The organism is Synechococcus sp. M16CYN (assembly GCF_040371545.1).
In the GTDB taxonomy this organism is placed as follows: Bacteria; Cyanobacteriota; Cyanobacteriia; order PCC-6307; family Cyanobiaceae; genus Parasynechococcus.
Window position 1 is genome coordinate 223,211 of record NZ_AP029048.1, and the last position, 14,014, is coordinate 237,224.

At 46.6% G+C, this 14,014-nt stretch carries 9 protein-coding genes; 7 read left to right on the top strand and 2 right to left on the bottom strand.

Annotation, left to right across the window (positions count from 1 at the left end; genetic code table 11):
* Positions 1-23: 23 nt before the first annotated feature.
* From ppk1 to ABWV55_RS01010, 3 genes are all read left to right on the top strand, one after another.
* Positions 24-2,165 (top strand): polyphosphate kinase 1, encoded by a 2,142-nt coding sequence (gene ppk1 / locus ABWV55_RS01000; RefSeq protein WP_353291915.1) that lies wholly within the window; start codon positions 24-26, stop codon positions 2,163-2,165.
* A gap of 300 nt (positions 2,166-2,465) precedes the next feature.
* On the top strand, positions 2,466-3,344 hold the full coding sequence (locus ABWV55_RS01005) for a sigma-70 family RNA polymerase sigma factor (protein ID WP_353292783.1): 879 nt from the start codon (positions 2,466-2,468) through the stop codon (positions 3,342-3,344).
* A gap of 6 nt (positions 3,345-3,350) precedes the next feature.
* Positions 3,351-4,007 (top strand): dolichol kinase, encoded by a 657-nt coding sequence (locus ABWV55_RS01010; protein ID WP_353291916.1) that lies wholly within the window; start codon positions 3,351-3,353, stop codon positions 4,005-4,007.
* Positions 4,008-4,115: 108 nt separating this feature from the next.
* Here ABWV55_RS01010 and ABWV55_RS01015 read toward each other — a convergent pair whose 3' ends face one another.
* Complete coding sequence (locus ABWV55_RS01015) at positions 4,116-5,174, bottom strand: 3-deoxy-7-phosphoheptulonate synthase (RefSeq protein WP_353291917.1); 1,059 nt, start codon at positions 5,172-5,174, stop codon at positions 4,116-4,118.
* Positions 5,175-5,275: 101 nt separating this feature from the next.
* On the opposite strand from ABWV55_RS01015, the gene acnB reads away from it, so the two are divergent.
* Complete coding sequence (gene acnB / locus ABWV55_RS01020) at positions 5,276-7,864, top strand: bifunctional aconitate hydratase 2/2-methylisocitrate dehydratase (RefSeq protein ID WP_353291918.1); 2,589 nt, start codon at positions 5,276-5,278, stop codon at positions 7,862-7,864.
* Between the two features lie 3 nt (positions 7,865-7,867).
* Positions 7,868-9,235: a ClC family H(+)/Cl(-) exchange transporter gene (locus tag ABWV55_RS01025; RefSeq protein WP_353291919.1), complete on the top strand. Its 1,368-nt coding sequence runs from the start codon at positions 7,868-7,870 to the stop codon at positions 9,233-9,235.
* A gap of 964 nt (positions 9,236-10,199) precedes the next feature.
* Here ABWV55_RS01025 and ABWV55_RS01030 read toward each other — a convergent pair.
* Complete coding sequence (locus ABWV55_RS01030) at positions 10,200-11,456, bottom strand: O-antigen ligase family protein (protein WP_353291920.1); 1,257 nt, start codon at positions 11,454-11,456, stop codon at positions 10,200-10,202.
* 968 nt (positions 11,457-12,424) lie between these two features.
* Between ABWV55_RS01030 and psbQ the strand changes: the two genes are divergently transcribed.
* A complete protein-coding gene (psbQ, locus tag ABWV55_RS01035; RefSeq protein WP_353291921.1) occupies positions 12,425-12,874 on the top strand; it encodes a photosystem II protein PsbQ in 450 nt (149 codons plus the stop codon).
* Between the two features lie 32 nt (positions 12,875-12,906).
* Complete coding sequence (locus ABWV55_RS01040; protein ID WP_353292784.1) at positions 12,907-13,950, top strand: FAD-dependent oxidoreductase; 1,044 nt, start codon at positions 12,907-12,909, stop codon at positions 13,948-13,950.
* Positions 13,951-14,014 lie beyond the last annotated feature (64 nt).

Here is a 14,014-nt window from a genome sequence, read left to right on the forward strand (position 1 = left end):
GAAGCATTCAGACCAGCCGACCCATGTATGTAGCTCGCCTTACTCCCGACCAGTACATCAACAGGGAGCTGAGTTGGATTGCTTTCAACCAGCGTGTACTGGCTCAGGCCCTTGACCAGCGGACACCCTTGCTGGATCAAGCTAAATTCAGTGCCATTTTCAGTAATAATCTAGACGAATTCTTCATGGTGCGTGTCGCATCCCTAAAGTCGCAAGTTGAAGCAGGAATTAGCACACCTAGTGAGGACGGCAAAACGCCGCAAGAACAGCTACTCACCATCCGCAAGCATTTAATACCAATACTTCAGCAGCAACAGGAGCATTACCGGCATCACCTCAAACATCGGCTTTGTGAGCACAACATCCACCTACTGGATTACGATCAACTTGTCAATCGGCAACGTCACTGGGTAGATCAATATTTTCAAACATCTATCTTTCCTGTTTTGACACCCTTGGCTGTCGATCCAGCCCATCCTTTTCCATTTGTCAGCAACCTGAGTCTAAATGTGGCGGCTGTAATTAGAGATCCCGAAACTGATCAATGCCAACTTGCACGAGTAAAAGTACCGAAAAAAAATCTGCCACGTTTTATTGCTATTCCACCCAAACTCAGCGAGAACAATACACTGCCAATCCACACAGCAATTCCCCTAGAACAGGTCATCGCATTTAATCTAAAGCTACTCTTCCCTGGCATGGCCATCGAAGGGCATTACTTTTATCGTGTTACCCGAGATGCTGATCTCGAGCTCAGAGAGCTAGAAGCAGACGATCTTATGATCGCCTTAGAACAAGGTCTCCGCAAACGTCGTATAGGCGGTGAAGTTGTGCGATTAGAAGTCGCTAATGAAATGCCCAATAGTGTTATCGATATGCTGATGACAGGACTCAATATTGAAGAAGCAGATCTCTACAAAATAGATGGACCGCTCGGGCTAGATGATTTATTTAGCTTAACTAATCTTCCCATGACGGAACTCAAAAGCAAAATGCAGACGGGTCAGACTCCATTAGTTTTATCTAAAACACAGCAGAATTTAATTGATGAAGGAGTAATTAAACCCAAAGAATTTGAGACTATCTTTTCGGTGATACGGCAGCAGGACATCCTATTGCATCACCCTTATGACCTATTCTCAACGACAGTTGAAGAATTTATCAATCAAGCAGCTGATGATCCAAAAGTTATGGGAATCAAAATGACTCTTTATCGTACATCAACAGATTCTCCAATCATCGCAGCTCTCACTCGTGCAGCAGAGAATGGAAAACAAGTAATGGCTTTAGTCGAACTAAAAGCAAGATTTGACGAAGATAATAATATTCAATGGGCTAGACATTTAGAACGATCTGGTGTGCATGTCATTTACGGCGTCTTAGGACTAAAGACACACACAAAAATTATTCTTGTAGTCCGTAAAGAAAAAGATAGGCTGCGAAGTTATGTTCACATTGGTACAGGCAACTATAATTCCAAAACATCGAAGCTTTATACTGATCTCGGCCTTCTTTCCACACGACCTGAACTCGGCCAGGATCTCGTAGAACTTTTTAATTACCTTACGGGCTTTTCCAAACAACAAAGTTTTAGACGACTACTTGTCGCACCAGTAACATTGCGCAAAGGGATGGAATCACTCATCCGTCGTGAAATCGATCATGCTAAAGCAGATCGACCAGGAATGATTAGTGCAAAAATGAACTCACTAGTGGACCCAGGTATCATAGGATTGCTTTACGAAGCCTCGCAAACTGGTGTTCGCATTAAGTTAATTATCCGTGGCATGTGCAGTCTAATTCCAGGACTACCAGGCCTTAGCGAGAATATCAAAGTTATTAGTATTATCGGACAATTCCTAGAGCATTCACGTATTTTCTGGTTTGCCAACGATGGTAAACCAGAAGTATATATCGGAAGCGCAGATTGGATGACCCGCAACATGGATCGACGCGTTGAGGCAATTACACCTATTGAAGAACCTGCTTTACGCCGAAAGCTCGAACGACTATTCGACCTCTACATGCAAGACAATAGAGGTGCTTGGGATATGAATTGCGACGGAAGCTTCACCCAACGTATGCCGGACAAAGAACAGTCTGAACGCAACTCTCAGATTCAATTAACGTATCAATGGAGCCGCGGGTTGCACCCGACTCAGTGAGACAAAAATCGAACTTGGTTTGTAACTTCAGATACGAGTAAGGTCTGATCGCCAAGACCCAGCAGCATTGTCTGGCCGCGAAAGAATTAGTCAGGTTGAAATTGATTCCCGAAATTCTTCCGATTTAATTCAGCTGACAATTCAACTCAATGCTAAATTTTGTACAAATCTAATAAGGAGACCAGGGTGATAGAGATCCCTCTGGAGACTTCCAAACCGACTAAACAGTTGAATCGGTTGCAGCCTGCTTTGCAGTCTACCAGACATCGTTCAGTATTGGGACAAAGTGAATATCGAACTATGGATTCTATCGGCTTTTACCTCAGTAGCATTGGTCGCGTCCCTCTACTCACAGCTGCTGAGGAAATTGAACTTGCACATCATGTGCAAGACATGAAAAAGCTTAAGGAGCTGCCAAACAAAAAACTCACATCCCGGCAAAAGCACAAGATTCGGATAGGTAAGCGTGCCCGCGATCGCATGATGGCGGCGAATCTTCGGCTAGTTGTGAGCGTAGCCAAAAAGTATCAAAACCAAGGACTGGAGTTGCTTGATCTCGTGCAAGAAGGAGCAATTGGTCTTCAGCGAGCTGTCGATAAATTTGATCCTGCCATGGGATACAAATTTTCTACCTATGCTTATTGGTGGATTCGCCAGAGTATAACTCGCGCTATCGATAACAGCGCTAGAACGATTCGTTTGCCGATTCATATCAGCGAAAAACTATCTAAGATGCGTCGTACCTCCCGGGAACTTTCCCATCGCCTGGGTTATCAGCCAAATCGCTTGGAACTCGCCCATGCTATGGGGATAGGACACCGCGAGTTAGAAGACTTGATTTCACAAAGCACGCCTTGTGCCTCTCTCGATGCCCATGCGCGTGGAGAAGAAGATCGCAGCACACTAGGCGAACTCATCCCTGATCCCAATGGGGAAAGTGCCTTTATAGAAGGAATAGATCGCAGTATCCAAAAAGAACATCTTAGAGACTGGCTTTCACAATTGAATGAGCGCGAACAAAAAATTCTTCGGCTTCGCTTCGGTCTCGGTGGCGAAGAGCCGCTGACGCTTGCTGAAATAGGGCGACAGATTAAGGTGTCTCGTGAGCGTGTACGCCAGCTGGAAGCAAAAGCAATCCTCAAACTCCGCACCATAACCGACCATCAACAAGCCGCCTGAATCAGTTTGTCGGCTTTTAGCGGTGGCAGTCTTCTTATCATCCTGATCTGGATGGTTTGTTTGGGATCCTTAGCTCTGACATCTCGTCAACGTTGGCCACATAAACGAGAACTCAGCAGAAAGATTATTCACATTGGCACAGGAGCTGTAGTTCCTCTGGCTTGGCTTTTTGCAATCCCCTCAATGATTGCAATTCCTTTTGCTGCCGTTATCACTCTGGTTACAGCAATCAACCATCAATGGCAGCTCATTCCCGCAATTGAAGACATTGATCGCAAAAGCTACGGCACTATCGCTTATGGATTAGCTATCACGATCTTGTTGATACTATTCTGGCCGCACCGAGCTGATGCGGTTTGCGTTGGAGTGCTGGTTATGGCTTTAGGCGACGGGCTCGCCGGGCTGATTGGACAGCAGTTGAATACGCCGCGGTGGACCATTTTTCAACAAACCAAATCAATTGCAGGAACTTCAACTATGGCCATAGTATCGGCGCTAGTACTATTCGCGCTCTCGAATTTCACGAATAGCTATTTGTCAGTTCCAGTAGCAATAGCAATTGTCTTAACTGCTACAGGTCTTGAGCAATTGAGTATTCGAGGAATCGATAATCTTTCAGTCCCCTTGGCAGTTGGCTTAGCATGGTCAGCATTGATTCACTAAGACAAATTTTGTAATTAAATCACAAACTGCTAAGCGACATATTTAGCCACAAATAAAAACATACCGAAATAAATTCAAAATTGGTCAAAAATGTTAACCGTCAAGCAGTTACGATCTCTGACCATCAATAATGGTTTGTGCTAAATCGCACAAGATCTTCTCTGTTGTATCAAGATTAATACACGCATCTGTAATACTCTGACCATAAGTAAGTTGAGAAAGGTCAGCAGATAACTTTTGATTACCTTCTACCAGATGACTCTCAAGCATGACTCCCATCACGTGCCTCGAGCCAGCCTCTAGTTGATCAGTAATTGAGATCAGTACCTCTGACTGACGACGAAAATCTTTATTGGAGTTGGCATGACTGCAGTCTACCATTAAACGATCCTTAAGGCCAAACTCTCTCAGTTCAGCGGCAGCTTCTCTCACAGCATCAGCGTGATAATTGCTGCCTCGAGTACCACCTCGCAAAACAAGATGTCCATCAGGATTACCAGCTGTACTTACAATTGATGCCTGGCCATCTCGGTTGATCCCGAGAAAATGGTGAGATTTGGAAGCTGCCTGCATCGCGTTAATAGCAATGGTGGTACTTCCATCTGTGCTGTTCTTGTATCCTATCGGCATCGATAATCCAGATGCCATCTCCCGATGGGTTTGGCTTTCAGTTGTACGGGCACCGATAGCGGTCCAACTAATGAGATCGGCTATGTACTGGGGGACAACTGGGTCTAGCAACTCGGTTGCAGCAGGCATACCTCCGCGAGCTAAATCAAGCAGCAGTTCGCGAGCACGGCGCAGACCCGTATTGATGTCGTAGGAGCCATTTAGATGAGGATCATTTATCAGTCCTTTCCAACCAACGGTCGTTCTTGGCTTTTCAAAGTACACTCGCATCACCACCTCTAACTGATCCTTAAGACGTTCACGGATCGGAGCAAGGCGTCCGGCGTACTCACGAGCTGCTTTAACATCGTGAATCGAACAGGGGCCCACTATAGCCAGTAGACGTTGATCATCCCCACGAATAATCGATTGAATTCGTTTTCGTGCTTCCGTCACCGTGTTTAACGCAGACGCATCAAGGGTCAGATCTTGATGCAGAAGAACCGGCGCTATTAGCGGACGGGTCTCCACCACACGCAGATCTGAGGTGGTGGCCATAACTAAGAGCCTGGATGAATCCAAGGTTACGCACTTGCTCTGTATCAATAGGCTCTCGTCTATGAAGAATAATCATCTGCCCCACACATAGATAGATCACCATGCTGAGCATCTACAGCGAACTGGCCGCTAAACGGGAAGCCCAGGGAGTTCCGGCGTTGCCGCTCACTGCCGAACAGACGAGGAGCTTGACAGAACTGCTCGAGGAGCCTACAGCCGAGAAGAAGCAAACCCTTCTTCACCTGCTCAGCGAACGCATTCCACCCGGAGTGGATGAAGCGGCCTATGTCAAAGCCACGTGGCTCAATGCTGTTGCTCAGGGTGGAATTACTAGTCCATTTGTTACGCCACTCGAGGCAACACGACTTCTGGGAACCATGCTCGGAGGCCACAATGTGACCGCTCTTGTCCAATTGCTAAAACACACCAATGAGCAATTGGCCGACTGTGCAGCGCAAGGCCTCGGTCAAATTCTGCTTGTTTATGACGCTTTGAATGAAGTTATGGACCTGGCGGAAAGCAACCGCTTCGCCAAACGGGTGGTCAACAGCTGGGCTGCAGCTGAGTGGTTCACAACACGAGCTGAACTAGCCAAAGCTATCACCGTGACTGTTTTCAAGGTGGAAGGTGAAACCAATACCGACGATCTGTCCCCGGCTACCCACGCCACAACCCGCTCTGATATTCCTTTGCACGCTTTAGCGATGCTAGAAACAAAGTATCCAGACTGTCTCAAAACAATTGCGACTTTGAAACATAAAGGCCATCCCGTGGCTTACGTAGGCGATGTGGTGGGCACAGGCAGCTCCAGAAAAAGTGCCATCAATTCCGTTCTCTGGCATATAGGAAATGACATCCCCCATGTGCCGAATAAACGAGCTGGAGGAGTGATTATGGGTGGCAAAATCGCACCGATTTTTTTCAATACAGCGGAAGATTCTGGTGCTCTTCCCATTGAATGTGATGTCAGCAAACTGAATACCGGCGATGTGATCACAATCCGCCCTCATGCTGGAACGGTAGAACGCGACGGTGAGGTGGTCAGTCGTTTTGATCTCAAGCCAAGCACCATGAGTGATGAGGTGCGTGCAGGCGGGCGTGTTCCTCTGATGATCGGTAGAACGCTTACTGATAAAGTCCGCAACCGGCTGGGACTTCTTCCCTCGCCACTATTTATTCGCCCAAGTTTACCTGTAGACACTGGCAAAGGTTTTACCTTGGCCCAAAAAATAGTGGGTAAAGCCTGCAGTCTCCCGGGCGTTCAACCAGGCACTAATTGCGAACCACTTATGACAACAGTTGGTTCCCAAGACACCACAGGACCAATGACACGTGACGAGATGAAGGAATTGGCCTGCCTGGGTTTCTCGTCCGACCTCGTAATGCAGAGCTTTTGCCACACTGCGGCTTATCCCAAGCCTGTAGATCTACGAACTCAGCAAGACTTGCCTGATTTCTTTTCCCAGCGCGGCGGAGTAGCCCTACGCCCAGGAGATGGAATTATCCACAGTTGGCTAAATCGCATGCTTTTGCCAGATACTGTTGGCACAGGTGGAGACAGCCATACACGATTCCCCCTCGGCATTTCTTTTCCCGCTGGTTCTGGTTTGGTGGCATTTGCTGCTGCAATTGGCGTCATGCCGTTGGATATGCCGGAGTCGATACTGGTGCGTTTCAGTGGTGCGCTTCAACCTGGCGTGACCCTGCGCGATGTTGTAAATGCAATCCCTTGGGTAGCGATTCAAAAAGGCTTATTAACTGTAGATAAAACCAACAAAAAGAACGTTTTTAATGGCCGGATAATGGAAATTGAAGGCCTTCCTGACTTAAAGCTTGAGCAAGCTTTTGAACTCACCGACGCCACAGCTGAACGATCTTGTGCTGGCTGCACAATCAAACTCTCCGAAAAAACGGTCAGTGAATACCTATGCAGCAATGTAGTGTTGTTAAAAAACATGATTGCCCGTGGTTACGGCAATGTTCGAACTCTTGCTCGACGCATCAAAGCTATGGAAGATTGGCTTGCGAATCCCCAACTTCTTGAAGCTGATGCCAGTGCAGAGTATTCCGAGGTTATAGAGATCAATCTCGATGAGCTAACGGAACCTATTTTGGCTTGCCCCAACGACCCTGACAACGTGAAATTGCTCAGCGAAGTGGCTGGAGAACCTGTACAGGAAGTCTTTATTGGCTCTTGCATGACCAACATAGGTCACTATCGTGCAGCGGCTAAAGTGCTCGAAGGCGTTGGTAAGAGCAAAGCCCGTTTGTGGGTTTGTCCGCCCACACGAATGGATGAAGAGATGTTGAAGGGGGAGGGTTACTACGCAATATTCGAGGCGGCTGGTAGTCGTATGGAAATGCCTGGCTGCTCTCTTTGCATGGGTAACCAGGCGCGCGTCGGCGACAATACCAATGTGTTCTCTACTAGTACACGCAATTTCGATAACAGGCTTGGTAAGGGAGCTCGAGTCTACCTAGGTAGCGCTGAGCTCGCTGCAGTTTGTGCATTGTTAGGTCGTATTCCTAACACTGAAGAGTATCAACGCATTGCTACAGAGAAGATTTATCGCTTTTCAGGAGAGCTTTATCGCTACTTGAACTTCGACCGAATTGCAGGATTCAAAGATCAGGGGCGTGTAGTGAGCATCGATGAAGAAGCGATTTTTCTTGCGCAAGCCCGAAACTAAACTGTGCACTCTGTGAACGACCCACAACAAAATCAAGATCCCCTAATTTCAAGCCATAGTATCCGCCGGCTTTTGGAACGTGGCTGGTTGGTTGTAGTTATAGCTCTCTCTCTTACAGGACTTGGAGCCACGATCGCTGGATTACTGTTCCAAAGCGGTATTTACCTACTGAGTGATTGGCGCCGTGAATTACTTCTTGAGATTCCTGCCTGGATTGTGTTGCCTTTTCTGGGTGCTTTTGGAGGTTTTGTGTCCGGATGGTTGGTGAGCAATCTCGCACCAGCTGCTGGTGGGGCAGGTGTAACCCACATCATGGGTTTTTTACGCCATAAGTCAGTCCCCATGGGACTGCGAGTGGGTTTTGTGAAATTGGTGGCGGGAATTGTTGCTATCGGCTGTGGATTCCCTCTCGGTCCTGAAGGTCCAGCAGTGCAAATGGGTGGATCCGTCGCTTGGCAGATGTCGCGATGGTTAAAAGCACCTGTCGCTTTTCGAAGGTTGATCGTGGCAGCAGGCGGGGGCGCCGGCATCGCAGCAGTATTCAATGCACCACTGGGTGGATTTATTTACGCCATTGAGGAATTGTTAAACTCAGCAAGGCCAGTCGTGCTTCTTTTGGTTCTAATCACTACCTTTTCAGCCGACACATGGGCTGATGTGCTTAGTGTTTTTGGACTGGGTTCTGGAACCAAAGGACTTGATCCCATATTAGGCTTTTTGCTCGAACGTAAGTTTCCAATTGATGTAGAATTCTTCCCCATCGATGTGATTTACTTAATCACCCTTGGGTTTTTCGTTGGCATTTTAGCGGAACTGTACACTCGTTATGTTCTGATGATGCAACGTCAAGGACAAAATTGGTTTGGTGATCAGCTAGTTCTGCGAATGAGCCTAAGTGGTCTTATTTTAGGCGGCGTTTACGCAGCTTTACCATCAAAATTTCATAACCTTGATGAGTTATTTCACGTCATTGGGTCTAGCCAAACAGACGCTGCACAGGCCTTAGCTGGTTTTGCTGTCCTATTCCTCAGCACCGGACTAGCAGCAGCATCTGGTGCTCCCGGGGGTCTATTCATGCCTATGCTGACGCTCGGAGGAGCTATTGGCCTAGCCTGCGGCGATTGGGTCCAGTCTCTTACTGGCCACCTTCCTAATACCTATGTTTTTGCTGGCATGGGTGCATTCGTAGCTGGTTGCTCAAGAACGCCAATTACAGCTATGTTCTTAGCTTTTGCGCTGGTGAAAGACTTGCTGATCTTGAAGCCGATCCTAATAGCTTGTCTCACTAGTTTTTTAGTAGCTCGAATCTTCAGCAACCACTCTATTTATGAGCGCCAAATGAGTATGGAGGCAACAAGTATGAAGATTTAGATAAAAAACCTCAAAAAATTTACACTATTTAATAAGCTTTGACTAGGTTAAACATTTTAATTGCCAAACTAGTTTTTGATCTATATATTTATCTGTTAAAGAAAATGTAGATGTAAAAATAAGTCTAAATAACTTATAAAACCGTTACCTTAGCTTTAGTTAAATAAATTTTGAACGACAGTATTTGCTTCTAATTTCATCAAAGGTTCCTAATTTTAAATAGCGATGGGCAAGATTACTCGATCAAGAGCGACTAATCGATAAATCTATAGTATGAGAAAAAATTAAATTGTGATCTTCTGAATTAAGAAACCCCACGATTCAATCCAACATTGCTGGACTCTAATATACGAAAAACTATTTTGGCTTTTCCCAGTATTTAATTCGTTCAGTGTTATCAACCTAGACTACCAAATTGCCTAAGTCACCCCTTCTTGATAACGTCATAATGTAGATGTTTACTTTTTCTCTCAGAGCAAGCTTGCGAAAGTGCCAAGAATCTCTGTATTATTGATTTCTGTACTATTACTTTAGGCATCTTCCATTAAGATATAAATGACGCTTTAAGACTGTTAAAGCTACTGAGACTGGCACATTGTAGCCTGAATTAATTAAAAAATAGGCTCGATGTGGAAATACTCTAAACTACCTCACTCTAGTGAGGCCAGAAAAGCTACCTGGCCCAGCACCTATTGCAACGGGGACTCATAGCTATCAGTAATTGTGCTGACTATGCTCAATTTAGTTACCTAATTTTCTCACCGTGAATCTTATCCCTGGATAATTTCTATTCTCACAGTCAGCAAACATTTGAGTCTATTAAATAGATTCACCATCTAACATCCCGGTTTTCAGAATCATAAAGCCCAAGTCGGTCGCTCTAGGCCTCCTTACCGCCATGGGTCTTAAGAGTCGGGAAACCCAGTTTGTTACATTTTAGACCCGTCATGAATGCTCTTTCTGCTTACTTCGCAAAAACTACAAAATTATTGCGAACATGCTCTTGGACGAAGCATCTTAAACCAGCTAACAGAACCCAGCCAAGGACATTCACCCTACTGTCGAAAAATGGAAGATCGGTTGCATGCACTGCTATTAGCACCAGTGTAGCTGTCCACCAAGCTCGTTCCAGCGCACTTTGTTCTAAGATTCCGCGTCGCAATGACAGAATTAAAAGCAGCAACACCGTTCCCACAACCAACAGGGTTACTGGCAAACCGTAACTAATCGTTAACTCCAAAGGTAAGTTGTGAGAGTGGCCGTGCCACTCTTTGGCGGCATAAACCGGGTACAAGACACTGAAAGCGGCTGCGCCCCAACCCAACCAAGGGCGAGCAGCCACTAGCCCAACCCCATACTCCCACTGCCCAAGACGGGTATGCTTCCAAGGTATTGGGTTTCCCTGTTCAAGCAATCTCACCGCTATCTGATCTGGAAGTAAGCCGGCGCTCCATTCCTTCAAACTAATGGGAACGCCTGGTAACAAAGCCAACAATAGGGGTAACGCCAGGACAGACAACAGCGGTAATAGCCAAAACCATTGTAACGGACCTACCACCAAAGGCACTGCAAGCGTTAGAGCACCCATAGCATTTCGAGATTGCGTTAAAAGAATTGCGATAGCACCGGACAAGGTTAAGACCAATGCACCAGTACGCCGTAACCATCCATCAGGACGCAATACACATGCCAACGTCAAAGGCCAAACCACTCCTAACCATGCACCAGTGATGTTGGCGTAATTAAATAACCCTGAAAGTCGACCGTTCGGTTCACCTCCAGGGGCCATGAACCAAATAATCGCACTGCCTCCTAATCGCCACGGACCAGACCACCCCAAAAGCATCTGTCCTAAACCAGTTACCAAGACAGGTACTGTGCCAGCTACAAGCATCCAGGCAGCTTGGCAGCGTTGTTTCTCTGTTGTGAGATGCGGCTGAAATGCCCAGAAGGCCCAAAAGAACGGGAGCCAATTAGCTAGTCCCGCTCGTGCTAACACACCGGACTCGGCAAACCAGCATCCTACTAGCATTAAAAGGCCAGCCAAGAGAAATGGCTGTGTCCATCTATCACGCCAGATCGGTTGATCACGGCCACGACTCCCACCAATGCAGGCTACAAGAAGACAAAGTGCAGCTAAAAGCGCACTAGAGGGAAGCAAAAACAAACCCAGCCGAAAGAGCTGACCACTAGAAAGCTTTCCTACCGGGCACGGCCTCATCGCTCAGAAACTTTCGTATGACAGCAATAAATCATCACCTAGCGATGCACAATGCAGCTGCAAGGACGTATATTTAGAGCTCATTGCTCCATATCAAGTTCCTAACCGATTAGATTACTTGAGCTTATCACGTTGACTGATGTGAACCGCCGTTCGTTTGATTATCGAGCTGTCATCGAGATCCCCTCTTCAGCAATACGGTGAGCGGTGGCATCGGCTATTTGACGCCCTGCTTCCAATAATGATGAAAAGTACACCAACCAGGGGCAAGGCCGCAGCTCTTAAAAAATGGGTAAAAATAAATGATAAATATTGATCATATCAAGCAAGCAGCCTAGGGATTTGTTAAAATTGGGTGCTCGCATGCACTCAGCCAAAATAACCAAGTTCAACGACATAATTCTGAGATAAAATTACAAAATGCTTGGCCTAATTTTTAACTTTGAAGACGGTTTAGCTAAAAGTTAAAATAACGAGGGAAATTAAATTTCCGGCATAGCAATTCTAAAGTCAAATGCGATTGATGTTAATAAGCGGCAACCATATTGACAATTATTCAATCTAGACTTAACAAAGCGGCTTTGGCAAATAGTTATTATTTGCTTCCCGAAAAGGATTTATACCTTCGACAATTGATCTGGTAAATGTTGTTAGACTTAACCAGAAAGTTAAATGCCTAAGCTCTGATTTTACTGTCAATTTATAACTTACTACCAAGTCTCAGGATTTTTAAATGCCTTTCGATCTGGCTTGGGAGCCCCCCAATGCCCATACTGGCTAACGATTAACACAATAAACCCGCCGCTGACTATATGTCCTACGCCTCATATTCCATTTACAAAGCGAAAGCAACAGAAGATCGGATCATCTGCAGGATGACCCCAGTCTCACTTACGACAAAGCTTTGAAAAGCAAGTTCTCCCGTAAGAAAGTTCCTGGTTAAAGTCTTCAGAAATTGTTTCCTGACCATGCTGAAGGCCATGCGTCGCCTCGCCGCGTTCTGCCTCTGCATCAGCCTTTCCTGGGGTCTAATTGCTCCAGTAAGTAGTGGAGCTGCCACTACAAAACCGAAGGACTTGACTGTGATCAAACGCCAAGCCGAAGCTTTTGTTGAAACCAAGGCTCGCTTACCTGAACTTGCTCGTCTTGTCAGTGCCGAAGACTGGACCTTCACCCGTAATTTGATTCACGGCCCCATGCAGGAAGTGGGTCGCGAAATGCTCTACATCAATGCAAGCCTAGATCGTGCGGAGCGCAAAGAGGCAGACAAGTTAGCTCGCTCTTTAAAAGACGCCTTGGCAGATCTTGATGAGGCAGCTCGTCTACAGGATGCAGATCAAATGCAAAAGGCCTACAGCACACTTGCTGCCAGCTTTGATGCTTACTCTGGTGTGATACCCGCTGAGGCACTTAGCTGATTGATTCTATCGCTGTCGTTGGTGCTGGTGTCATAGGTCTCAGTACTACGTGGCAGTTATGCCAACAAGGGCATCGTGTTGCTCTATTCGATCCAAGGCTCAGCCGACCGATCAACGATGTTTTCTCCACCGGTCGGCTGAGCGGGAACGCCAGCGATGCGTCTCTGGGTGTATTAATGGGCTATGTATTCCGACAATCGAGTGGGCGCGGCTGGAGGATGCGTTATCGCAGTATGAAGCTTTGGCCTCAATGGATCGCACAGCTTCAAAGGTTCGAGCCATCACTTATCCTGCAAACATCTCTAGTTCAAATTGCAGCAGACGACAACGCATTCAGGCGAATGCTTCAATTAGCGAATAAGCGCCGTGACCTGGGATTGTGTACCGTTCCGGCAAAGGCAGTTCAACTAATCTGGCCAACGGCTCAATCCGGGGCACTTCAATCCAACAATGACGGTAGAATCAACCCGTTGATCTTACAAAGAGCTCTCCGTCTAGCGTTAAAAGAATGGGCTGTAGAGTTTATTCCAGAGCCAGTTGTTGAACTTGCCCGCTGCAAAAACGATTGGCATGTAATGTGCGCTGGGGGTCGCCGAGACACCTACGGCGCCGTTGTCGTGTGTGCTGCACTAGCGAGCCAAGAGTTGCTGAAGCCCCTAGGATACAGTTGGCCTATCAGTCCGGTACTTGGACAGGCCCTTGCGCTCCAGCTTAATGACGAGCCTCCTAACTGGCTGGATTGGCCAGCTGTTCTTGTGGATCGAGGATTTAATTTGATTCCGGATGGTCCTAGACGACTACTGTTGGGAGCAACCGTAGAACCTGGAGATGTTGCTGCAAAAAATCCATTGGCTGCGATGCAGACTCTGAACAATGGAGCTCCGGATTGGTTGCGAAGGGCCGAACCTATTAAGCAATGGGCTGGTTTACGAGCACGACCGGTTGGACATTCAGCTCCGTTGCTTGAAAAATTAGAAACAGGATTGCTACTGGCGTCAGGTCATTACCGTAATGGTGTTCTTTTAGCGCCAGCAACAGCAGAATGGGTCGCTTGTGTCTTGGCTAATGCTATTTAGGTAGCTTCCTTATCTGCAATTTCAGCACGAAAGGATCTCTATAGAAATCCTTTCGTGGAATTTA